Source organism: Nocardia brevicatena NBRC 12119 (genome assembly GCF_000308495.1).
GTDB lineage: Bacteria > Actinomycetota > Actinomycetes > Mycobacteriales > Mycobacteriaceae > Nocardia > Nocardia brevicatena.
On sequence record NZ_BAFU01000055.1, the window covers coordinates 40,177 to 62,915 of the forward strand.

The window sequence follows — 22,739 nt, forward strand, 5'->3', positions numbered from 1 at the left end:
GAACCGGGTATGCGTCCGCTCGAGACCCCTGCCCCACGGGAAGGAGTGCCCCATGACCCAGGCAGCCGAAATGCTTCGGGCGTATCCGGCCGACCTCGGTGACGTCGACCGAGAAGATCTCGCGCGCTGTATCGAGGAATGCTTCGCGTGCGCCCAGGCGTGCACCGCGTGCGCGGACGCCTGTCTGAGCGAACAGGCCGTCGCCGAATTGGTCGCATGCATCCGCACCGACCTCGACTGCGCGGATATCTGCGCCACCACGGGCCGGGTCCTGTCCCGCCACACCGGTTATGACGCCGAGGTGACCCGCACGGTGCTCACGGCATGCGCCACCTCTTGCCGAACCTGCGGTGACGAATGCGCCCGCCACGCCACCATGCACGATCACTGCCGTATCTGCGCCGACGCCTGCCGCCGCTGCGAACAGGCGTGCCGCGATCTCCTCACCACCCTGGGCTGACCCACGATCAATCACAGCCGCGACTGCTCGACCGGTTTCACTGCGGATCGGGCATTGGTGGTGGCCATATCGTCGTTCTCCATTGAACAGGGCGGTTACGACGGGAGCGCGACATGACGGGACGACAGAGTGGGCTCGCGCCGGAACAACCGGCCCGAGCCGTCCACCGGACCGAAGGTTTGACCTCACTGTTCTGCATATATTGCCGGAAAGTTCCAGTTGACGTTCAACGATACTTTTGAGCGGCATGAACGCGACCGGCGAGAGGAGATGTGCAGCCGCGCCCGACGCGGTACGCGCCGCCGGCCACGCGGGAACGGCTGCGTACCTGCACCCGCCGGCGGAGGCGACCCGGGGGCACATTCTTGTATCGGCCGCCCACGCGGCTCGGGCATTCGGACTCGATGCCGGCACCGACCGCAACGGCGGCGCCGGATATCTGGAGCGGGCAATCGGTCCGGCCGGTCCCACCGTGGTATGCAGTCCGATGCGTTACCCGAGCGGCCGCGGCCGTGGGGAGAGCTATGGCGGCGACCGGACACCTCGTTGCAACAGCTCGCGACCAACGGTTGACCGATGGGCGCGGTGCCTGCTGCGCCGCGACCGCCGCACGACGATGGCCGCCGCACCCAACGCGCACCACACGGCAGATCACTCATCGAGCGTAGCGAGCGAACCCGGCTCAGAGCCGGAGCACCCGACCCACCCGGTCGACCAGATCCCCCTCGGACATCGCGGTGTCGACGTCGACGACGGGAAGCCCGAGACGGGTGGTCTCCTGACGAAGACGGTCGGTGAACAGCCGATCACGCTCGAGCAGGTTTTGTGCGGCACGCTCCGGATCACCGGTCCTGCCGGGGATCTCCCAGCCGCGCCTGTCGAACGCTGTTCGGCGGAATCCGGGTGTCGGCAGCAACCACACACCGCGGTGGGGTTCGCTGAGCAGCGGTGCGACCAGATGCGGTAACAGGCGGAATCCCTCGGCGATGACCGGGGTCTCGGCGGACAGACCCACCAAGTCGTCGACGATGTAACGGAAACCTTCGCCTCGGAACCAGTGGAATGTCTCGAGCATCATCTCCGGCGACCGGTCCACCCAGCGTTCATCCATACTCATCGCCGCGAATCGGTTCAACCAGGGCGAGTCGTCCGGCGTGCTGCGGGCGGCGTGGTCGCGCATCGCGTCGTCGGTCGAGTACACACACAGGCCGTGGCGTGCCGCGAGATCGCGGGCGCTCGTCGATTTGCCCGCACCGCTGCCCCCACCGATCCAATAGACGTGCCGCAGCCGTGCGCGCGGCGCGGCCGCGGTACGGGGCTGGTGGTGTTCGTCGGCGCCCATCCGACCAAGTATCCACAACCGGAATCCGCCGAGGAGCAATGTGGCAGATCACTGTTTCGCCCGGCGCGGCGGCCGCCGACGCGCCGCTGGTCCCCCGGGGGTGTTCGTGCAGCCGATGTGGGTGGGCGGTTCGGAGCCGATACTTCAGGGCGTTCCCCGATGCGCTGCGGTGCCCGGAAATGGTTGATTTGGTGCATGTCAGGAGAGACGGAACGTGGGGAGCCAGGGCGGGTACAGCGGGTGATCGATCGACTCGCCGCCGACTATGACCGGCAGATCGGTTGGTCGGAGCGGGTACTGCTGGGGAATGCCCGGCAGTGGGCGGTCGATCAGGCGCGCGGGACGGTGGTCGAGATCGGTGTGGGCAGCGGGTTGAACCTGCCGCTCTACGGCACCGACGTCACCCGGGTAATCGGGGTGGACCTGTCCGAGCAGATGCTCGGCCTGGCGCGCGCCCGGTCGGCGGCGGTGCCGGTGGATTTGCACCAGGGTGATGTCCAGCAACTCGACCTGCCCGACGCCTCGGCGGATGCGGTGGTCTCCACGTACACGTTCTGTACCATTCCGGATCCGGCCGCGGCAGCGCGGACCGCGTGGCGGGTGCTGCGGCCGGGCGGGGTCTTCGTCGCGGTCGAGCACGGACCGGCGCGATCACGGGCGCTCACGGCGATGATGCGGTGGGTCGAACCGCTGTCGGTGCGAATGGCGGCGGATTACCTGACGCGTGAACCGGTCGGCTACCTGACCGCGGCCGGATACACCATCGAGCACTACGCCCGCACCGGCCGTGGCGGCATCGTGTTCCGTGTACTGGCCCGGAAACCCGCATAGCTCTGGAAGTCGGGCGGCAGGCCGGATGCAGCGGGATGGGAAACCGCTGCCCGGAACCCGGGCAGCGGTTTGGGATCGGATAACCGGGAGCTACTCGGGCATCCCGAGACCACTGGCCAAGATCGGCCAGGACCTGTAGAAGGCGTCCTGCCAGTATCCCCATGAGTGAGTACCTTCGGGCGCGAACTCGAACGTCGCCGGAATCTGCAGTTCATCGAGTCGATTCTTCAGGTTGTGTGTGCACCAATTCGTAGCAACCTCGATGACACCGCCGACGACGAGTTGGTTTGCCAACCCGAGGGGGTTCTTGTCCAGCGTAAACGGGCTGTTCATCGTGTCGTACATGCCTGGCAATCCGCTGCCGGTGGAAATGAACAGTTTCGTGCCGCGCAGACGCTCGGCGTTCACCACTGGGTCGTTCTCGACCCAGGCCGGGTCGTCATCGGGTCCGTACATGTTTCGTGTGTCGCCCCCGCCCCAGGTCTCCACCACCAACTTGACGAACTGTTTTCCGATCGGGTCCGAGATCTGAGCACACCCGCTGTAACCTGCTACGGACTTGTAGAGGCCCGGCTTCATCTCCGCCATCTGCAATACCGAGGTGGCTGTCATCGAATTGGCCGCGATGGCATTGAGACCATTTGTTCCGAGAGCGGCGTCGATCAGCGGTGGTAACTCTTCCAGGAAGAAGGTATGCCATTTGTTGAGACCGAGAACCGGATCCTCCCTCTTCCAATCCGTGTAATAGGCCCATGCGCCCCCGACGGGCATGATGATGTTCACGTCCTTGGTCGCGAGGAAGTCGCCTACGTCGGTGTTGTGCCACCATGTCGCCAGATCGGTACCGCCCCCTGCCCCGTTGACCAGATATAGAGCGGGGCGGGGTTTCGACGCGTCCTTCGGTCGCTGAACTTTCACGGTGACGTTCGTATCCATCGCGACCGAGAAGACCTGCAAGGTCAAATTGCGTCCGTCGATCTCCCCGGAGACGATCTTCGATCCATCCGAAGCGACGGGATCCGCCAGCAGAGTGCTGGATGCAATAATTGGATCGCTATCGTCGGCAACCGCGTTGCCGACACCCATGACCGTGGTCACCAGGGCGGAGACGACCCCCGCAACGGCAATCGGTCTGATCCATCGAGTCGACTTCCGTTTCAATTCCAATCCCCTTCGTACCGGCCGGTTCCGGCCGCGTGTTCAACACAGCGCATCATCCTGGCAGCCGCCGACGTTACCGGATGCCAACGGCCCCTCACTGCAACGCAGGGAGCCGTGTCCGCGCCGCTGCCCTCACCACGCCAAAGGTCCGTAGCAAATCGAAAACCCCTGGAGACCAATGGAGATGAATACAAATATCGGGGGCATGCGGTCCACCGCCGACAGGATATCCGGAGACCGGCGGCGCATGTCGGACGACTCGCTGTCCACTCGGCAGGATCATGCCGACACGAGTCGTTCCACCGTTTCACTGACTTTTACTGTGCCGTTCTCCTCGGCCATGGCCGGTCCCGCTTTCTTCGCGCGAAACTCCCGCTCGGCACACATCGTCTTTGCGAATGCCTTGCGTAGCCGACTGCTCGTCAATTTTCGGAATGGGAAGGTGACGCCGGTTCCCAGGACTCGCGCTTTACGGCCCCAGAAGATTCGGCCGCCGTCCACCGCCACTACACAGGCACCCGACGCTCTCCTGGTAAGGACGCTGCTGTCCGGCCGACGCGGGTCAGTAGGCGCGTCCGAAGATCGCCTGCTTGCCGTACGCCGACTCCGCCCCGCACCGCACGCATCCACCGCTCACGGGTTCGCCGTCCAACGGAATACAGCGCGGGGTGGCGGCGGTGACGGATTTGATGTCCTCCTCGCAGGCGGGTGTACCGCAGTGCAGCGCCCGCGCCCACCCGGTCGACACCGCGTCGGCGAAGTCCTCCCAGCCGTCGACCGTACGGGTGTGCTCGTCGCGGAACTCGGTCGCACGGGCGAGCAGGAACGCCTGGAACTCGTCCAGCACCCCCGGCATGACCTCGAGCAGGGACTCGAGCGGTACGGCCTGCTTACCCTCGTCGCCGAGGCGTTTCACCATCATCGCCGTTCCGGCCGCCAGGTCTCGTGGGCCGAGTTCGAGCCGGATCGGGACGCCGCGCATCTCCCACTCGTTGTATTTGAACCCCGGGCTGAGTTGGCGTCGGGTGTCGACATGGGTGCGCACACCGGCTGCCCGCAGGCGACGGGCCAGGTCACCGGCCGCGTCCTCGACCGCGGGGCCGCCGCCGCGGGTGATCGGCACGATCACCACCTGATACGGCGCCAGCCGCGGGGGGAATACCAACCCCTTGTCGTCGCCGTGTGTCATGACGATGCCGCCGATCATGCGGGTGCTCATCCCCCAGGATGTGGTGTGGCACAATTCGTCGCGGCCCGCTTCGCCGGTGTAGCGGATGCCGAACGCCGTGGCGAAATTGGTGCCCATATAGTGCGAGGTCCCCGCCTGCAGCGCGCGGCCGTCGCGCATCATGCCCTCGATGGTGAACGTCGCCACCGCCCCGGCGAAACGTTCGCCGGGGGTCTTCTCGCCCGGGATCACCGGTATCGCCGCCAATTCCCGCGCCACCTCGTGGTAGATGTCGAGGGCGAGCATGGTCTCCCGTCGGGCGTCGGCCTCGTCGACGTGCGCGGTGTGGCCTTCCTGCCACAGGAATTCGGTGGTGCGCAAGAACATCCGCGGCCGCAGTTCCCACCGCACCACGTTCGCCCACTGGTTCAGCAACAATGGCAGGTCCCGGTGGGAGCCGATCCATTTGGCCATCATCTCGCCGATGATGGTCTCCGATGTCGGCCGCACCACCAGCGACTCTTCGAGCTCCTTACCGCCGGCATGGGTCACCACGGCAAGCTCCGGCGAGAACCCTTCCACATGTTCGGCTTCTCGGCCGAGATAGCTTTCCGGGATCAGTAGCGGAAAGTAGGCGTTCTCGTGGCCGGTGTCCTTGATGCGGCGGTCGAGTTCGGACTGTAACAGCTCCCACAACCGGTATCCGTACGGTCGGATGACCATGGTGCCCTTGGCCGGGCCTCGGTCCACGAGGCCGGCCTTGAAGACCACCTCGTTGTACCAGGCAGCGAAGTCCTCACTCTGAGCGGTCACACCGCGCTTGTCCCGTGCCATGGGCACAGAGACTACTGGTGGCGCCATCGACCACAGGACAGGGCCGGCACTCACTCACCGCCTACGACCGCTGAGCCCGGAATTACTAGGGTCGAGTCCGTGACCATGCTGCGTTCGATCTTGTTGTTCGTGTTCGCCGCCGTGGCCGAGATCGGCGGGGCCTGGCTGGTGTGGCAGGGGGTGCGCGAGCATCGCGGATGGGTATGGGTCGGCGCGGGTGTGATCGCGTTGGGGCTGTACGGCTTCGTCGCCACCCTGCAACCCGACGCCCAGTTCGGTCGTATCCTCGCCGCCTACGGGGGTGTGTTCGTCGCCGGCTCGCTGCTGTGGGGGATGGTGGTGGACGGTTACCGACCCGACCGTTATGACATCATCGGTGCGCTGCTCTGCCTCGCCGGGGTCGCCGTCATCATGTACTCCCCACGTACTGCGTAAGGGCGTTGCCCGCCCGAGCGGACCGCGGCCGGGTCACCGGGTCGAGCCCGATCGTCGGCGTGCGGGTAGGACGAACCGCCCTGCTCCGGGAGCGCGACGAGTTCGGCCAAACGCCCGACTTGCGTCACGCCGGCGTCCTAGCATTTGTGGCACAACGATTTCGGAGGTGTCTGCATGCCGGACGAAGTCCTGGCGCCACATATCGAACTCTTCTCCCGTAATGGGTTCGCGGGCCCGAACACGACCATAGTGCGAGCCCAGTACCGCCCCCGATTCGTCCGCGCCCGAGGTGAATACGTACCCCGCCGTTTCCACACCTGGGATCTTCCTGCCGAGGCATTCGCCGGGCCGAAGGCACTACCGGTGCCCATCCTCATCGGTGAGAACATCGGCTTCGAGCTGAATCGCCGAGCCGGCGCAACCGATTTCGGCTACGTCAATGTGTGGGCCGATGAGCTGCACTACATCATCGCCGGCCGGGGTGAACTCGACACCGAGGTCGGCACGCTCGAGGTGCGGGCCGGTGATTTCGTACTCATCCCGCGCGCCGTGACCTACCGCTGGGGCGAGATCGCCGAGGAAATCCGCGAATTCATCGTGGTCACCGAAAGCGAACTGCGTCTCGACCCGGAGGGCGCACCCGGCACCTTCAACCCCGACCTGCATCTGGACAGACCCGTCCCCCACAGACGTCCGGGGCTGCCGATGGAACAGGAGTACGAGGTGGTTGTCCGCACCGGCGACACCTTCACCTCGTTCTTCTACGATGTCGACCCCATCCCCTGCCTCGACACCCTCGGCGCCCCGCTGGTCCTGCGTTTCAACCTCGAGAATGTCCACGGTCTCGGCGTCGGCGAGGGCGGCCTGCCACCGGCTCGTCTGCTGAGCAGCACCTCGGGCAACGATTTCGTCTTCGGCACCGGCAGCCGCCGCAGCACCCGACCGCCGGTGCACCACAACGCCGATTTCGACGAAGTCATCTGCTACGGGATGGGCCCGTCGCCGTGGGGAGCGGTCGACACCCCGGGGACGGTCACCTGGACTCCGAAGGGCCTGCTGCACCAGGGTCCGGAGGAGAACGTCCAACCCGGCTACCGCGCCTGGCTGGTCGAGACCCGCTCCAAGCTGACCATGACCCCGGCAGGCCGGGATATCGCGCACCTGATGGAAACCGGCCAATACGGAATTCATCCGACCGAGAGCCGAGCGGCCGCGGCCTCCCGATAGCCACCGCGATCACCGGGTCGCAACGAAGCGTTCGCCTCGCGGCCCGGTGACGTGTGCGGGGGCCCGATAAGCCGCGACGCCCGTGAGCAATCCGAGGACCGCGAGCGTTGTCGCGAGTACGGTGGCAGCGGCCCGCATACCCCATCCGTTGACGGCGTAGCCCGTGGCGACGGTGAGGCGGGAGGAGACCCGGCCATCCGAGCGTATCCGGTGCGCCTGCTCGAACGACGGATCAGGTCGCGCCCCTGATCTCACCTGCCATTACTTTCTGGGCCTTTCGCCCTACGCACCGAGCGGTAGCGTTCACGGCGGTAATCGCCATCTGCTCCGACGGGCGGACGAACCGGAAGGGATCGGATCATGGCCCGTACGCGAGGAAACGGCCGTCATGGCCGGACGAGTGCCATTGCTGCCGCAACGGCATTGGTAGCGCTCACCATCGCAACACTCGCCGCGCCGGCGGCGACCGCGGCGCAGAGCGCGTCCGTCGTCGAAGGCCGCGAGCGGATCCTGGTCACCGTGGTCAGGGACCACCCACAGGAGACCATCGACGAGACGATATGGCTGGACGGCCGCGAACTCCAACACTGCGGACGGGGCAACCGGAACACCGTCGGACAGATTCGATATCACCGCGTCTGCGACGTGCCCGCCCGCCGGCCCCCATCGCATCCAGGTACATGATCCGGGTAAGGGCACGCTCTTCGACGGTCACCTCACCGTCCGGCCGTCCGACGGCCTCCTCGATATCGTCGACACGGTGGTGAGCTGTCTGCGCCTACCGATCCCGACCGACCCGACCTGCCAGGACAGCTTCTGCAAACAGATCGGCTGATGTCCACGGCAGGTCGGATCGCCGGCCGAACAACGCCTCACCGACGCCCTGCCACATCTCACTCGCCCGGTGCACGGTCCGTCGAAAAGGTCGGCCGATATATAGGCCGGCACTACGCTCTCGGACATGGGTGACCTTCGATGCTCTCGGTGCGACATCGACATCGGTAATTTCATCGGGGGCCTGGATCCCGACGAATGGTATTGCACGATCTGCGCCGACGATATCCCGGAGATCGCGCTCACCCGCGCCCGGGCGGCCGAGCGGACGGAGACGATCCACACCATCGCGAGCGACCCGGGCCGGCCGCCGGAACCACCGATGGTGTTCCCCGAATTCGACCGCCTGCGTCGGGTGATCGCGGTCGGACATCGCGCTGCCGTGGAACACCTTGCGGTGACGGTCTTCTCGGTGGAACTGTTCACCGATGGCTTCCGCGTCCAGGTCCGCATCGAACTGGAACCCGATCACCATGAATATGTTCCGGAAGGGATACCGGACTACGAGGACCCCGCTGCGCCGCATGGTCGCATGCTCCACCTCGAGACGGGTTTCGCCATCACCGACAACCTGGGCGGACAGTACTTCTGCCAACCGATGCTGGGTGGCACCGTCAACCGCCAGGAGGGCACGCTGCAGTGCGCGCCGGCCGTCGATCCCGATGCCACCGAACTGCTGATCCGGGCCGATAGGCTGCAGTGGCAGGATGTGTTCAGGCCCCAGCGTGGGTTCTTTGTCGACAACGGACCCTGGTACTTCCGAGCCTCGTTGATTTGACACGGTTTCGCGCTGTCTCACTGTTGGCGGCGCAAACACTGTCGGGGCCCGGGTCCCGCGGTGCCTAATATCCGACGGAGCGCGGCCATCCATTGCTCGGCGTGGTCGCCGTGTGAATTTCGACGATCCCGCTGTCGTGAGCACCGTCTTACCTCTCGTAGGCTCCTTCGCCACCTCCGCGCTGTCGTCGGCGCATCATACCCGATCCGGTGATAGCAGACACCAAAGGTAGGTCTTGAAGGTCCGCACTTTCGTAGCGGTGATCCGGTTTCGACGAACCACGATTGACAGGTAGGATATTTCCTACCTATTATACGAGGGTGCCATACCGCTTGAAGTCCGGCGCCGCCGACCGCGTCTTCGGAGCGCTCGCCAATCCGACCCGGCGCGACATCCTCGAGCTACTACTCGAGGGCGAGCAACCGGTGCAGGTGATCGCCGAACGCTTCGATATGACCCGCCCCAGCGTGTCCGAACACCTCAAAGTGCTGCGGGATGCCGGGTTGGTCGAGGAGAAGAAGCGGGGACGGCAGCGCTTCTATCGGGTCGAGCCGCATCCACTGCACGAGTTGCAGTCGTGGCTCGATCCGTTCGAACGGTTCTGGCGGGCGAGGCTCCGCGCCATGGGCGAGGTGCTCGACGCCCTACCCGACCACCCCGACGATGACGACAAGGAAGACCGATGACCGATACCACGACCTCGATAGAACTCGACCACTTCTACCCGCACGCCCCGGAGAAGGTGTGGCGCGTACTCACCACCCCGGAGCTCATAGGGCAGTGGTTGATGCAGCCCGTGGGCTTCGAGCCCGTGCCGGGGAACATCTTCGAAATGACGACCCGTCCCATGCCCGGTCAGGGCTTCTCCGGCCGGATCCGTTGCGAGGTACTGGAAGCCGTCGCTCCCGAACTCCTTCGCATCACCTGGGACGACGTCGACTCCGACACCCCGACGGGGTGGGTCATCACCTGGGTGCTGCGGCGCGAGGGAACCGGTACCCGACTTCTGTTCGGCCACAGCGGTTTCGACCCGGACAGCGAGATCGTGCAGCGCGCCCGCAAGATCATGGGCGGCGGTTGGGCGGCTAAACACGAGCGGCTCGAATCCGTACTCGCATCGGTCCGGCTCTAGGTCGGTTTCGACCGCCGATCCGAGCATGTTCGCCACCGCCGAACTCGGCGGGACGGCCGGGGTGGTCACCTTCGTCTGGTTCGTATTGGTGGCCAATGGAATCGGTGCTCACCCGGCAGGGGGTGCGCCGAACGGTCGATGCGGTGATGGGCACGCTCATGGTCGGCCTCGGCATTCGGATAGCCATGCAGAGCAGCTGATCACGGCTTCGGAAGAGATCCCACTATCCGGCGCACGACGTCCTCGAGCGCGGCAGCCTTGGACCCGCTGACCGAGACCACCGGCACTTCGGTACCCAAGAAAGATTTCTCATCCGTATATAGCGGGGGCCCGACGATGGAGTTGTAGGTGCGGAACCCCTCGCCTCCGTCGAAAAGGTGCACCGGATGGTCGACGACAGTGAAGACCAGTGGCTGTCCCATGGTTACCGACCCGTCCAACTGATATTTGTACTCCACCATGATCTCGTCGCCCTGGTAGGTGAAATGGCAATTCCACAGCGTCTGCCCCGCACCGAGCGTGGCACCGTTCAACGAGTCGACCACTGCGCACGGATCTTGACCGGTGAGCGCTGTCACCACCGTATCGGGCGAGGTACCGGGATCAAGTTCCGCCGCCCACCGCGCCACACCGACCGGCAACAGCGTCTGCCCGATAGAGCACGGGTCGGTGTCCGGCCGGGTGACCACCTCCAGATAAAGCTTCGCTGTCGACGGGTAGGTGGCGGTCAGGGTGCAGGTCCGCTCACGGAGCTCGGCCGGGTCGACGCCCGGATGGTCGCTGTCGGTGACGGTCCACACCGATACGTCACCGAGAGTACTGGTGGTACCCAGCGGCGGGACACCGTCGGGCGCGGGCCGGTCCATCAACACCCGCCACTTCACCGTGGTCCCGGCGGATGGATCGGCAGCACCCAGTACCGCATCGCAGGCGCCGGGACCGGTGGTCCTCACCGATGTCACCTCACCCACTTTCCCCAGCTCGTCACGCGGCAGCAGGGCGCATACGTCGATACCCCGAGCCCGCTGCATGAGCTCCCGCCGCTGCTCGCCGTTCACCGACGGGGTGAGCCACACCAGATCGGTTCCGGCCGTCGGCGAAGGGGACTCCGCCCCACACCCTGCGATGGCGATCACGAGAACACCGACCAGCGTCAGAAGCCTGAACACGATCCCCCCAACAGCGATGCAGGTAACGGGCTTCGACAAACCAACTCGAAATTCCCGTCCGAGCTAATCGGAACGAGCTACCCGAACACCTCCCGGTGAGGCCGAAGACTCCTGACCGATAACTCTGCCCGATATCGCAACGACGCCATCGCTTCACCAACTCGGTGTGGTCGGCTTTCGAATCTTCCTCGTTGTGTTCGGGCGCGGACGCGCCGAACCCGAGTACGCTACCCCGACACAGTCCCTGGCCCCCTGACTCCGACCCAGCAGTAGCCGCCGCTCCTCGTCGGTTGTCTTATATGCGCCGGCCAAGACGTTGCAGAGTTCTGGCAAGTCAGTCACCGAATGTCCTCATCGTGTCCGGACCGGACCATATCGACTATCGCGCGCGGGAAGCGCTGCGGCGCTGCGGATTGCTCGTCCAACGGCCCCACGGGTGGTATCACGTGGGCACCGACATGGCCCAGGTCTTCGGTATGCCGGCGGCGTAGCCGTGAACGATTCAGCCCGGGTCGATCATGCGAGTGAGCTCACCGCACAGCTCGGCATGCGAGATCGGATCGATGTGGAAATCACGGTACCGCTGCCGGTACACGTAGCGGCCGTCGTCGGTGACGTCGAACCAGCTCAGGTAGCGCGGTGGGAAAGGACGGGAATCGTGGAGGCCGTGGCGAACCTCGATATGTCCCGCACCGTCACGAGGAGCGCGCAGCAGGCGGCGCATGCGGTCGGCCGCCTGCGGTTTGCTGCCGGTCCAGGTCCCATGGGTTTCCCGCAGGTGGTCGATACTTTCCACCAAGGGCGGGTGGCCACCTTTGGGAAGCTCACCGAGGACGTGACCGAACACCCGGGGCACGATCTCGGGAGCGCCGACCCGGATCACGATATTGCCGCCGAATTCCGGGGTGGGGCCCGGACGCTGCACCAGGGCGACACCGACCGTGGTGACGATGGCGCCGTACGCGCGGACGGGACGTAGTCGCGTGCCGAACAAGGTGAGGGTGGAATCCGGGTCGGCGGCCACGCGTAGCGCGGCCGACAGGTCCGGGTCCTTTCCGATGGGCAGATGTCCCCTCAGCTCGGAGGCGATCTTCTCGTATTCGGATTCCCAACGGGCCGACGAGATCAAGCGCAGCGGAAAGGGGTACCGGTCCTGGCCGGTCTCGGTCCACACGTGCATGAACTCGTCGGGAGCGAACTCCCATTTCACCGATAGCCACCGCCCTCGTCGTGCGAGGCCGGACGGGCGGCCGGGGCGTCGGCGCCGATGGTTGGCGGGACCATGCGCTGTTCCGGGCCAAGCAGTTCCTCCTGCCGGTCCGCGATCAAGTAGTCCGGGGCCTTGCGTTCCGACTCGTCATCGCCCCGACGGGCACCACCCGGAGACATCATTCCCGGCATACCCGTCATCGGGCGGCCCGCCCGCGTCGCGGCGGCAGCCGCCGGATTGCCCGCGCCCGGCGGACCCGAGGTCCCGGACACGCTGCGCCCCGGTCCCGGAGATTGCGCGACACCCGGAACGCCAGGTAGTGCGGAACGCCCCGGGGCGCCCGGGCGGGAGGGCGTCCCGGTCACAGTCGGCACACCTGTCGTGCTGCGAGTGGTATCGCCGGGTGGGATTCCGAGATTCGATGTGGTCGTCTGCTGCGTCGTCGGGTTCTGACCGGTGGATGTGGTCTGCTCGGTGTTGGCGGCGGTGGTCCGGGGATCTTCCGTACCGGTTTGCCGGTCGGTCGGTTGATCCGGCTGTCCCGGCCGGGTGCCGTTGTCCGGAGCGCCGGCGGGCGAGGCGCCCGGGACCGTCGAGGTCGGACCGGTGGGGCTCGGGCCGTTCGGACTCGGGGCTGTACCCGTCGGTCCGTCACCCGGCGCCCGAACCGGCACGAAAGTGGGCACCCCGGTGCCCGCAGGCTCGTAGGTCGGCTTGTACACCGTGTTCATTACGCCGATCGCGACCTGCCGGAGCTCTTCCTTCTGCCGTTCGGCGGCCGCCGCATCCGAGGGGGCCACCGCTCCCAGCATGTCCTCCAAGCCGAGTGGCGTTTTTGTCGACACCGCTGCTGTTGGCGACGAAGCAGACGGCGTCCGCCCGGGCGGCGGTGGCACAGACTTCTTCACCACCTCGGCGCCGGCAGCAGCCGCCCTGATCCGGTGCCCGACCACGGCGATGGTTTCGTACAGGTCCTGTGCTTGGTCGAAGAACTGTCTCGTCGCAGTCTCTCCGGCTGCCGCGAACTCACCACTGAAGCCATCTGACAGTGCTCGCAAGGCCATGACGCTCGCTCCGGCCACAGCGCCGGACAACCCGTTCGAGATATTGACCCATTTTTCCCCGAGTGCCGCCATCGCACGCAGATCTATCTCGTCGACATTGAAAAATATTTCCTCGTGAGAAAGTCCCTCGAAATGTTCCATCGCCTGGATGTACGGCGGGTCCTGCGAATCGTGCGAGATATCGCCCTGCAGCTTTTGCGCACCCGATTGGATCTGCCGCGAAAGCACTTGGGCGGCAACGGCGTCGGGGGATATCCCGAGAGCCGGACCGAAGGCGCCCAATGGATAGGACGATGAGTCGCCCATGATCAATTCCCCTCCCCTATCTCCGTCTCGATCAGTGCGGCGGTCTGCTCGATACCCTCACAGGGGTCGGCTCCCTGAACGCGGCCTTCGATATTCAGCAAAACATTGACGAACACCACACCGGAAGTAGTGCGCATGTTTACCGTGCAGCTACCGCGTACCCCAGGGTCTCGACCGAACGAGGCCTCTCGACCGTTCACCGATGTCGGCCGAAGCCAGGAACCGTTCTTCTCCCGCTCCTCCTCCAGAGTCACGTTCCCGGACATGACCGACAAGGAACGATGGGGCGACTTGAAGCGACATACCAAAAAGGTGTATTCGGCCAGAAAGTCCTCTCCCCGACTTCTCGACGCAGGATCGTAGCCGGCTTCCTGGACGACCCGGTCACTGATCCAGGTGCACGGGTCGAATACGACGGCGGGGCGGTCTTTGTTGACGCGCTCACCTTCCTGTGGAGGCGGCTGCAAATTGGGCGCAGTCAATGTCGACCGGCTCTGCGTCGATGCAGCGGATGAAGTAGACGGCGAACCGGTAGCCGATACCGAAGCCGTGTCGGGGTCGATCTCCCCCACACAACCAGCAGTCAGCAGAGCGGTCACGGCCATCGCCACCATCGGACCGGTTCGCCGCTTCATTTCGGCAGCCCTTCCGCCGCCAATGCCACAGCCCGGCTGTTCATACTGTCGGCTTCTTCGAATTTCTGCCCGGCGCGCAGGTAAGCAGCCGCCATCCGCAGCGCTGCTGATTGCAATCCGATCAGAGCTTCCGTCAACTTCTCCCCTTTATCCCGGAAACCCTTCTGCAGCTGCTTCGCCGAGTCGAATCCGCCGAATCCACCGGCCCTGAGAGTCTCGCCGGAGGATTGAACTTGGCTTTCTATGGTCTCCGCGAACCGCTGGAACACCCCCGCACACGCCTCGGCCGCCTCAGGCTCCATGCGGAAACTCCCCGCAACCGCCTGCTGCCATAGCGCGGTGGCAGTCCCCTGTCCGATGTCCATGGTGACACCCGCCCTTCATAGAACTCCGCTCACCTTACTGGACGCACCACCAGCCCAACCGGTTCCACGATCCGCCCCACCCACCCTCGACAGCATTCGCCCACTCGCACGGCCTTGGCGCACTGTTCGTCCGACCGGCCTCAGGAGGTCATCCCGTACATCCGTTCGAACCCGACCGGCTCCACATTCGTCCGAGCCGCCGGCCGCTCCAGATCGCTGGTGAACCCGGTCGTCGCGAAGAGCGACAGTCCACATCGTCGGGTGTCGTGACCGAGATCGGCAAGGCCGTAGCGGTCGCCGGTGGCCTGCACCATCCCGAAACGGTCAGCCGCCGCTCCACCGCCCCCAGCACGTCAATTTGTTTCGGGGCCGCCCGGATCGTCTTGCACGGTGCTGGAACCGATATCCCCGAACCCAATGGCAACGGCAGGGAACGTGGAGACAGGCCGATCACGACAGTGACGACGGAACATTGTGTCTCGCATCCTGTGGTACAGGCTTACCGTGGCGTCATGATGGCTTCGCCCGCTTCCGGGGATCGGGTGCCGGATGCGTGCACCCTGCCCACCATCGAGCAACCGATCCGGGCCGCCGAGTTCGACCGCTTCTCTGTCGAGTCGGTACAGCGCGTGCACCGGCCGGATCGCACACGTCTGGATCTGTTGCCGGCTGCCGAGACCGAGACGTGGGCCGTAAACTCGCCACCCGGGAAACCATCTCTGCTGCTCGTCCTTCACCTCCGCCTTCGACACCACAGCCGCGGGGCCGGTGATACATGCGAGGTGCCAGACACCTACACCGGGGGGCTTGACGCATTCGCCGCACTGGCGAACGCCGCAATCGGCGAGGACCGCCTGTCCGAGAACAGCGAATGGAGTGCGCCTCATCCCTCACCGCACAATGCCGAGTCCGCACGGTCGGCCATGGCGCGACCGGCGGCATGCAGCGGCTCGGCGCTGCGGAGTGTGCGGCTCAGGACGAAGGCCCCCTCGAGCGCCCCGACCACCGCCAGGAACAGGTCGCGCGCGGTGCCCGAGGGCAGGCCGCGGCGCACGAAATAGTCGGTGCCTTGTTCGATCCAGGACGTCATCACTTCCGCCACCACCGCGCGCAGGCCCGGTTCGCTGTCGGCGATTTCTCCCGCGACCGTGGCGACCGGGCACATATTCATCCAGTCGGTTTGCTCGATCGTCTCGGCCGCCGAGGCGAAGGCCGCCCGCACGCCTTCGCGCAGGTCGTCGTGCGAATCCATCATCAGCGGCAGGAGCTGGATGTACGCGGCGCCGGAAGCGCGGAGGGCTTCGGCGGCGATCTGCGGTTTCCCGCCGGGGAAGTGGTGATAGAGCGAACCCATGGGGGCCTGCGCCAGTTCCGCCACCTGTTTGACCGAGGTCGCACTGTAGCCCTGACGACGCATCAGCTCGGCCATGGCTGTTGCGATCCGCTCGCGGGTGCCGGTTGACATCTTCTCTACCACTCCCCCAGACTAGAGCACACGCTCTAGAGCGATCACTCTAGAGCGGCCCGAAAGGAGCGGTATGCCGACTGTCGATCTACCCGCCGGACGGATCCACTACGTCGAACGTGGCGCCACGTCGACGGACAGGCCCACTGTCGTGCTGCTGCACGGCCTGCTCATGAACCACACGGTGTGGGATCGGGTTATCGACCTCCTCCCCGACGTTTTCCGCTATGTCCTGCCCGATCTGCCCCTCGGCGCCCACCCGATCCCCCTGAAGCCCGACGCCGAACTCGATCTGCGTGGTATGAACCGGCTCATCGCCGACTTCCTGGCCGCACTGGACCTGCGCGATGTCACCCTCGTGCACAGCGACTGGGGCGGTGGCCTGTTCCTCACCGCCTACGGGTGGGACGAACGGGTCGGCCGGATCATCGCCCTGCCCTGCGAGGCCTTCGACAACTTCCCACCCGGCCTGCCCGGCAAGATGGCGACCGTGGCGGCGCACACCCCAGGTGGTATCACGCCGGCCCTGCGGCAACTGCGGATTCGGTGGTTGCGCAACTCGCCACTGCTGTTCGGTCGGATGGCGCGTAAACCCCTGCCGGACAATCTGGTACGCGGCTGGACAGAGCCCGGTTTGCGTACTGAAGAGATCCGTCGCGATCTGCGCAAATACGCGACATCCTCGTTCAACCGACCCGAACTCATCGCCCATACCGAGGCGCTGCGGAATTTCTCCGGCCCGGCGCTGATCCTGTGGTCATCGGCGGGCAAGGTGATGCCCCGCGAGCACGGCCGGCGCCTGGTCGAACTGCTGCCGAACGGCCGACTCGTCGAAATCGATGACGCCTACGTGCTGTCCATGCTCGACCGGCCGGAGGCGGTCGCCCATGCAATGATCGAATTCCTCACCCGAACCCGCGCCGACAAATCCTGAACGAACCCCCCGAATACCCCACCGGGTACGGCCATGGTTCCGGCCGTCAGGAAGCCACCGCGACCATCAGCGACGATAGCGAGGCGGGCCGGGCGAAGGTATCGGCGAACATATCGGCCAACCGACCGTCCTGCTGGGCGGCGAGCATCAGGCCCTGCATCTCCCGAGGTGGCTCGAGCATCGTCATGGTCCACCGGGCCGCTGGATACGCGGTCTCGGTCAGCCACCCCGACGCGGTCTCCTCCATCCAGGCCCGATCGAACGGGCCGTCGGGATTGCGCAGAATGGCAGCACTGTAATGGAACCCGCAGTGCACGGCACTGTTGGCGCCCTGGGCCCCCGACGGGTCCATCCGACACACCATATCGCCGCCGCCGAGTACCAGCGCACCGGACGGCGACGTGCCGACCGGCCGCCGCATCCGAGGGGCCACGCCGCCGACCAGGGTCCCGCCGGCATCGGTCAGCTCGGCATTTCGGAAACGGTGGGCGAGCGCGGGGGAAAAATGACGTTCCAGCAGGGTCAATCCCTGGATCAGGCGGTCGACCGTGGTGCTGTACGGGGTGAAGACGTCCAGCTCGGTACCGGGCCGGGCCGCGATGAGCAGGGTGTCGCAGCGCCGTTCCCGACCGGGCGGGCCCGTCAGGGCAGGATAGGAGATCACCTCACCGAGCCCGGGTAGGGCCACGAATATGCCCAGGTCATCCGGATCCGGTTCGACACCGTCGAGGTACAACACCAGCATATGACGTTCCGGGGTGGCGGAGACGTTCCAGTGGGGGTCGGCCGGGAACCAATCGGCCACCTCGCGGCCTCCCCTGGTGACGATCGTCAGGTCGTAATCGCCGGCCGTGCGGTCGATATCGTCCGGCGACAGATCCGTGACCTGCAGATCTCCGCCTGCGGCCACATAGTCGGTGAGCCACCGGCCGAACACGGTCCGCTGGTCGACGCTCTGTGCGGGCCGGGTGAATCGTCCGACCCACCCGGCCACCGGGGCACGGTCGACGGCCATGGTGAACCGGATACCCAGGATCTGCGGCGCCGTCGAACGCCACATATTCAGTCCGGCCTCGGTTTCCAGATCCAGGGTCGCGGGGAATTTGACCTGCGTGCTGGTGACAGTATCGGATAGCACGGCTTCGACACCGCGGTCGGTCACCATGGTGACCGGTATCCCACCGTCCAATAGCCGGCGGGCCAGCAGGGTGCCGCACTCGCCTGCTCCCAGTACCCGTATCTTCGTCAACTCCCCATTCCTCCCGAGGTCAGGTCCACAGGCTCCGGCACGGTAGCGGGGGTAGATGCTCCCGGGTATCCCCATCGATGGTCACCACCGCACCGGTGGCGGCCGCGGCCGCCGCGAACCGATGCGCCACATGATGATCGTCCTGGTAGTCGAGCTCGACCGGTGGATTGGCGAAACACACTCGGATGTGGCACATGTCCGGATGGTGGTCACGTCCGCCGGCAACGCTCTGATTCTCCTGTACAGCCATCTCGTAAATTCCCGAAATCGTCGTCCGGCCATCGCGGCGGCGGCTCCTGATCGCGACCGCGACGGTAGAAGTCTCCAGCCTTGAACGTCCGGCCGCCGACCGCATCGGTAGAGACGCGGAAAACCCACCTAGGTGGTTCGACTGTCGGCGCATAGGTGAGAAGCACTCCGCCACCGGTCACACGGCATATTTCCCCCCTTTTCGAGCTCCGGGGGTTGGTCACTGTCGATAGGCTTTCTCCATGCGCAAGGCGCGTGGTGTGACAGCTCTCCCGGCCACCGGTGAATTCATCGGCCGGAAACCGGAGCTGGAACGGGTCGGAGAGCTGATCCTCGGACCGACTCGGCTCATCACCCTGGTCGGTTCGGGCGGTATCGGCAAAACCCACCTCGCGATGGAAGCGGTTCACCGCGCGCGCAAGGTGGCCCGGCTTCCGGTGTACTGGGTGCGGCTGGCCCGGCTGGCGAAGGGCGCGAACGCGCTCGAGGTCGAGGACGAAATCGTGCGCTCGGTGGTCGAGCTGGATTTCTCCGGACGGCCGGCCTGGCAGGCACTGGTCGATACGCTCGCCCGTTCGGACGCCGTCGGCCGCGCCTTGCCGACGGTGCTGGTGTTGGACAATTGCGAACATGTGCTGGACGGGGTTGCCCCGCTCGTCGGGGAGCTGATCGACGCCGTACCGGGGTTGAGCATCGTGGCCACCAGCCGAGAGCCCATCGGGTGGGTCGATGAGCGGCTGGTGGCGATCCCGCCACTGTCCCGGACGCAGGCGCTGGAGCTGTTCCGACGCCGCGCCGAGGCGGTCGGGGTGCCCCTCACCGCGGAACAGCCGGCAACGGCCGAGCGGATCTGCCGGCATCTGCACAACCACCCGCTGTCCATCCGGCTGGCCGCCGCGCGGCTGCGGCATCAGCCGCTGTCGACGATCCTGCGCGATGTGAGCGGGGAGCGCGCCGACCGACGGCTGCGCTGGCCGCCCGGGACCCGGGTCGGCGCCGACGAACGGCATCGGGGCATCGGTGACGTCATCGGCTGGTCCTACGATCTGTGCGACCCGCAGGAGCGGTTGCGCTTCGAACGGCTGTCGGTATTCGCCGCCGGATACGACCTCAACCGGAGGACGCGGCCAACGCGACGGCACTCGGTGTGGGTGCCGACCTGGAGGCGATCGAGGCAGTATGCGCCGACTCCGCCCCGGGCGGCCTCGCTTCGGAGCAGATCGAACAACTCCTGGAGCGTCAGGTGGACCGGTCTCTGGTCTCGATCCACCTGGGTACCGATATCGCCCGATACTCCCTGCTGGAGAACTTCCAGGTCTTCGCCCAGCAGCAGTTGTGCCGGCGGGCCCCCGACGAATGGGAGCAGCTGGTCTGCCGGCACCGCCGCTACTACCGGGACAAGGTGGTCCAGGCCCGCAACGAGTGGTTCGGCACCCAGGAACAGAACCTGCTGGGTTGGGCACACAGCGCCTGGGACAACCTACTGTGCGCCGTCGACCGCAGCCTGGCCACGCCCGAGGAGGCGATGACCGGGCTGGAGATCGCCAGTGGGCTGATCGCCCTGCGCCTGCCGTTCTTCATCGGCACTCTGCGTGAATCCCGCACGCTCGCCGAACGAGCCCTGAAAGCGACCCGGCAGCCCGGTCGTGAACTCGCCGAACCTCAGATCTCGGCGATGGTGTTGATCGGCTGGGTAAGCCTGTGCCAGGGCCTGCCCGACGATGCCGCCCGAATGCTGGACGGCTGCGTGGCCGCCTGTATTCCGGACCCGTCCGCCCGTCCCGACCTGCGACAGGCCCTGCCAACCGACCTCGGACTCCCCGCGGGCGTGGACTATCTGTGGGGCAGCGTACTGCTACTGACGCACTGCGATCCCCGGGCCGCGACGGTGCTGGCCCGCGCCCGCGAGAAATTCACCGCGGCCGGCGAGCGCGGCGGCGCGGCCATGAGCGAATTGTTCGAGATCATGTCGGTCGAATTCCATGGCGACTCCGAGGCGGCCCTCGAGGTCAGCGGGGCACATCTCGCCCACGCCGCGGAATCGGGAGCCGAGTGGGTACTGGCCTGGGCGAAACTGGCCCGCGCGATCGCGCTGGCGATACACGGCGACCCGGACGAGGCCGCCGAACTGGCGTATTCCGCGCTGTCCCGGCAGGCCGAGATGAAAGAACACTGGGGAACCACCTGGGGCGTGCACATCCGGGCCTGGATATTGGCACGCAAGATCTCCAAAGGCGTCTCCCCGGCCCGGGCTCGGGAGTTGGCGCTGGAGATCGCCCAACTCGCCGGCGGCGCCACGACGCTGCGCCGGCGGGTGGGTGTCGATCTCGAGCATCTGCGGCCGTTCGCGGCGCAGACCGAAAGGGCCGTCGAGACCGCCCGCGGGGTGGTCGGCGAGCAGACGTTCGAGATCGCGTTCCGGGCAGGAGAAGCCCTCGACTCGACGCGGGGTGAGGTTATCCGGCTCGCCCTGGGCACCCTGTCGATGAGCGAACCACCGGCCGGCGAGGAGGTCCGCGGGCCGCGGCCCGCGGCTTGGCAACTCCTCTCCGACGCCGAGCGCGAGGTGGCGGTGCTGGCGGCGGCCGGGTGGACCAATCCGGCCATCGCGGCGCGCCGGGGAAGTTCGCACCGCACCGTGGACGCGCAGCTCGCAGCCATCCTGCGCAAGCTGATGATCACCTCGCGCACCGATATCGCGCGCCTGGTCCCCGCCGGTCAGCGGGACCGGGTCCGGCTGGAATCCACCCGCAAACCCTGGCGTCGCTGAATCCGTGAACCGCCGGGCGGTGGTCCCACACCCCCCACGGCGGCTCTTGCTCGGCCACGCCATCACCACGCAAGGCGTATGCAAGCGGCCGTGCGCACAGTGGCCGCATGACATCTCATTCATCCGCCACGGCCCTCGCCATCGAGGCGGACGGCCTGGTCAAACAGTTCGGACAGCAGCGGGCCGTCGACGGGGTGAGCCTGGTGGTGCCGCAGGGCATCGTGTTCGGGGTACTGGGGCCCAACGGGGCCGGTAAGACCACCACTATCCGCATGCTGGCCACCCTGCTGCGGCCGGACGGTGGCAGCGCCCGCGTCTTCGGACACGATGCGGTGGCCGAGCCGACCGCGGTGCGGTCGTTGATCGGCGTCACCGGGCAATACGCCTCGGTGGACGAGAAGCTGACCGCCACCGAGAACCTGATGATCTTTTCCCGGCTGCTCGGCCTCTCCCGGGCCGCCGCGCGGCGCAGAACCGCCGAACTGTTGGAGGAGTTCGGGCTCACCGATGCCGCGCACAAGGCATTGGAGAACTTCTCCGGCGGTATGCGCCGGCGACTCGACTTGGCCGCGGGGCTGATCGCCGAACCGCCGCTGCTGTTCCTGGACGAACCGACCACCGGACTGGATCCGCGCACCCGCGCGCAGATGTGGGACACCATCCGGCGGCTCGTCCGCGACGGTGCGACGGTGTTGTTGACGACGCAGTACCTGGATGAGGCCGACCAGTTGGCCGACCGGATCGCGGTGATCGACCACGGCCGGGTGATCGCCGAGGGGACTCCCGACGAGTTGAAGGCGTCGGTGGGGTTGTCGGCACTGCAGGTGACGCCGAGCGACCCGGTCCGGCTGCCGCAGGTGCGTGCCCTGATCGAGGACTACCTGTCCCGGGCAGCGGGTGCGCCGATCGAGGTGAACATCGGCCCCGAGGCAGGACGTGCCACGGCGCCACTGAACGATCCCGGGGTAACCGCCGATCTACTGCTTCTCTTGCGCGACAAGGGGATTCGAGTGGAAGAGATCACCGTCAGCAAACCGAGCCTGGACGAGGTGTTCTTCGCGCTCACCGGGCACGGCGCCGAGGCCGGCGACCGCACCACCGAACCGCGGGTCGCGTGAGCG

Annotated in this window: 26 protein-coding genes; 12 read left to right on the plus strand and 14 right to left on the minus strand. The window is 66.3% G+C overall.

Annotated elements, in window-relative coordinates; all coding sequences use genetic code 11:
• The first annotated feature begins 52 nt into the window (after positions 1-52).
• Complete coding sequence (locus ON20_RS13510; protein WP_040835742.1) at positions 53-460, plus strand: four-helix bundle copper-binding protein; 408 nt, start codon at positions 53-55, stop codon at positions 458-460.
• A gap of 682 nt (positions 461-1,142) precedes the next feature.
• Here ON20_RS13510 and ON20_RS13515 read toward each other — a convergent pair.
• Positions 1,143-1,802, minus strand: a complete 660-nt coding sequence (locus tag ON20_RS13515) for an adenylate kinase family protein (RefSeq protein ID WP_051162392.1) — start codon at positions 1,800-1,802, stop codon at positions 1,143-1,145.
• Positions 1,803-1,997: 195 nt separating this feature from the next.
• On the opposite strand from ON20_RS13515, the gene ON20_RS13520 reads away from it, so the two are divergent.
• Positions 1,998-2,633, plus strand: a complete 636-nt coding sequence (locus tag ON20_RS13520; protein ID WP_040835862.1) for a class I SAM-dependent methyltransferase — start codon at positions 1,998-2,000, stop codon at positions 2,631-2,633.
• A gap of 90 nt (positions 2,634-2,723) precedes the next feature.
• Here the strand turns inward: ON20_RS13520 and ON20_RS13525 are convergent, their stop codons facing one another.
• Together ON20_RS13525 and proS are read right to left on the minus strand one after the other, a co-directional pair.
• Positions 2,724-3,719, minus strand: a complete 996-nt coding sequence (locus tag ON20_RS13525; protein ID WP_051162425.1) for an alpha/beta hydrolase — start codon at positions 3,717-3,719, stop codon at positions 2,724-2,726.
• Between the two features lie 637 nt (positions 3,720-4,356).
• Positions 4,357-5,796: a proline--tRNA ligase gene (gene proS, locus ON20_RS13530; protein ID WP_040835744.1), complete on the minus strand. Its 1,440-nt coding sequence runs from the start codon at positions 5,794-5,796 to the stop codon at positions 4,357-4,359.
• Positions 5,797-5,901: 105 nt separating this feature from the next.
• Here proS and ON20_RS13535 point away from each other — a divergent pair, with 105 nt between their 5' ends.
• Together ON20_RS13535 and ON20_RS13540 are read left to right on the plus strand one after the other, a co-directional pair.
• Positions 5,902-6,231, plus strand: coding sequence for a YnfA family protein (locus tag ON20_RS13535; protein ID WP_218002518.1), 330 nt, complete (start codon positions 5,902-5,904; stop codon positions 6,229-6,231).
• Between the two features lie 174 nt (positions 6,232-6,405).
• Entirely contained in the window at positions 6,406-7,458 is a 1,053-nt protein-coding gene (locus tag ON20_RS13540) for a hypothetical protein (RefSeq protein WP_051162394.1), read from the plus strand.
• A gap of 9 nt (positions 7,459-7,467) precedes the next feature.
• Here the strand turns inward: ON20_RS13540 and ON20_RS36380 are convergent, their stop codons facing one another.
• Positions 7,468-7,713 carry a hypothetical protein gene (locus tag ON20_RS36380; protein WP_157228831.1) on the minus strand — a complete coding sequence of 82 codons (246 nt, stop codon included), beginning with the start codon at positions 7,711-7,713 and terminating at the stop codon, positions 7,468-7,470.
• 105 nt (positions 7,714-7,818) lie between these two features.
• On the opposite strand from ON20_RS36380, the gene ON20_RS13545 reads away from it, so the two are divergent.
• The 4 genes from ON20_RS13545 (at position 7,819) to ON20_RS13560 (ending at position 10,202) form a co-directional block, all read left to right on the plus strand.
• On the plus strand, positions 7,819-8,142 hold the full coding sequence (locus ON20_RS13545) for a hypothetical protein (RefSeq protein WP_157228832.1): 324 nt from the start codon (positions 7,819-7,821) through the stop codon (positions 8,140-8,142).
• Positions 8,143-8,419: 277 nt separating this feature from the next.
• Complete coding sequence (locus ON20_RS13550; RefSeq protein WP_040835747.1) at positions 8,420-9,070, plus strand: hypothetical protein; 651 nt, start codon at positions 8,420-8,422, stop codon at positions 9,068-9,070.
• Positions 9,071-9,390: 320 nt separating this feature from the next.
• Complete coding sequence (locus ON20_RS13555) at positions 9,391-9,756, plus strand: ArsR/SmtB family transcription factor (protein WP_040835748.1); 366 nt, start codon at positions 9,391-9,393, stop codon at positions 9,754-9,756.
• Complete coding sequence (locus ON20_RS13560; RefSeq protein WP_040835749.1) at positions 9,753-10,202, plus strand: SRPBCC family protein; 450 nt, start codon at positions 9,753-9,755, stop codon at positions 10,200-10,202. The genes ON20_RS13555 and ON20_RS13560 overlap by 4 nt, the downstream gene beginning before the upstream one ends.
• Before the next feature lie 200 nt (positions 10,203-10,402).
• On the opposite strand, the gene ON20_RS13565 is transcribed toward ON20_RS13560, so the two are convergent.
• A complete protein-coding gene (locus ON20_RS13565; protein ID WP_040835750.1) occupies positions 10,403-11,371 on the minus strand; it encodes a hypothetical protein in 969 nt (322 codons plus the stop codon).
• Positions 11,372-11,727: 356 nt separating this feature from the next.
• Here ON20_RS13565 and ON20_RS39885 point away from each other — a divergent pair, with 356 nt between their 5' ends.
• Complete coding sequence (locus ON20_RS39885; protein ID WP_281032868.1) at positions 11,728-11,862, plus strand: hypothetical protein; 135 nt, start codon at positions 11,728-11,730, stop codon at positions 11,860-11,862.
• Between the two features lie 11 nt (positions 11,863-11,873).
• On the opposite strand, the gene ON20_RS33105 is transcribed toward ON20_RS39885, so the two are convergent.
• The 6 genes from ON20_RS33105 to ON20_RS13590 form a co-directional block, all read right to left on the minus strand.
• The gene (locus tag ON20_RS33105) at positions 11,874-12,581 is read right to left on the minus strand and encodes an ESX secretion-associated protein EspG (RefSeq protein WP_051162396.1); all 708 of its coding nucleotides are present in this window, start codon (positions 12,579-12,581) and stop codon (positions 11,874-11,876) included.
• On the minus strand, positions 12,578-13,951 hold the full coding sequence (locus ON20_RS13575; RefSeq protein ID WP_040835751.1) for a hypothetical protein: 1,374 nt from the start codon (positions 13,949-13,951) through the stop codon (positions 12,578-12,580). Before ON20_RS13575 ends, ON20_RS33105 begins: the two co-directional genes overlap by 4 nt.
• 2 nt (positions 13,952-13,953) lie before the next feature.
• Positions 13,954-14,550 carry a DUF3558 domain-containing protein gene (locus ON20_RS13580; RefSeq protein WP_157228833.1) on the minus strand — a complete coding sequence of 199 codons (597 nt, stop codon included), beginning with the start codon at positions 14,548-14,550 and terminating at the stop codon, positions 13,954-13,956.
• 32 nt (positions 14,551-14,582) lie between these two features.
• A complete protein-coding gene (locus ON20_RS13585; protein ID WP_040835752.1) occupies positions 14,583-14,951 on the minus strand; it encodes a hypothetical protein in 369 nt (122 codons plus the stop codon).
• 140 nt (positions 14,952-15,091) lie between these two features.
• On the minus strand, positions 15,092-15,265 hold the full coding sequence (locus ON20_RS36385) for a hypothetical protein (protein WP_157228834.1): 174 nt from the start codon (positions 15,263-15,265) through the stop codon (positions 15,092-15,094).
• Positions 15,266-15,834: 569 nt separating this feature from the next.
• Positions 15,835-16,416: a TetR/AcrR family transcriptional regulator gene (locus ON20_RS13590; RefSeq protein ID WP_040835868.1), complete on the minus strand. Its 582-nt coding sequence runs from the start codon at positions 16,414-16,416 to the stop codon at positions 15,835-15,837.
• A 73-nt stretch (positions 16,417-16,489) separates the two neighbouring features.
• Between ON20_RS13590 and ON20_RS13595 the strand changes: the two genes are divergently transcribed.
• A complete protein-coding gene (locus ON20_RS13595; protein WP_040835753.1) occupies positions 16,490-17,350 on the plus strand; it encodes an alpha/beta fold hydrolase in 861 nt (286 codons plus the stop codon).
• Positions 17,351-17,396: 46 nt separating this feature from the next.
• Here the strand turns inward: ON20_RS13595 and ON20_RS13600 are convergent, their stop codons facing one another.
• The 3 genes from ON20_RS13600 to ON20_RS36390 are packed head-to-tail and all read right to left on the minus strand — an operon-like array spanning position 17,397 to position 19,858.
• Positions 17,397-18,599, minus strand: a complete 1,203-nt coding sequence (locus ON20_RS13600) for a styrene monooxygenase/indole monooxygenase family protein (RefSeq protein ID WP_040835754.1) — start codon at positions 18,597-18,599, stop codon at positions 17,397-17,399.
• A 19-nt stretch (positions 18,600-18,618) separates the two neighbouring features.
• On the minus strand, positions 18,619-18,795 hold the full coding sequence (locus ON20_RS13605) for a hypothetical protein (RefSeq protein WP_169332338.1): 177 nt from the start codon (positions 18,793-18,795) through the stop codon (positions 18,619-18,621).
• 13 nt (positions 18,796-18,808) lie between these two features.
• Positions 18,809-19,858 (minus strand): hypothetical protein, encoded by a 1,050-nt coding sequence (locus ON20_RS36390; RefSeq protein ID WP_157228835.1) that lies wholly within the window; start codon positions 19,856-19,858, stop codon positions 18,809-18,811.
• Between the two features lie 137 nt (positions 19,859-19,995).
• Between ON20_RS36390 and ON20_RS13615 the strand changes: the two genes are divergently transcribed.
• Together ON20_RS13615 and ON20_RS13620 are read left to right on the plus strand one after the other, a co-directional pair.
• Positions 19,996-21,618: a helix-turn-helix domain-containing protein gene (locus tag ON20_RS13615; RefSeq protein ID WP_040835758.1), complete on the plus strand. Its 1,623-nt coding sequence runs from the start codon at positions 19,996-19,998 to the stop codon at positions 21,616-21,618.
• A gap of 107 nt (positions 21,619-21,725) precedes the next feature.
• A complete protein-coding gene (locus ON20_RS13620; protein ID WP_040835760.1) occupies positions 21,726-22,736 on the plus strand; it encodes a daunorubicin resistance protein DrrA family ABC transporter ATP-binding protein in 1,011 nt (336 codons plus the stop codon).
• The last annotated feature ends 3 nt before the right edge of the window (positions 22,737-22,739 follow it).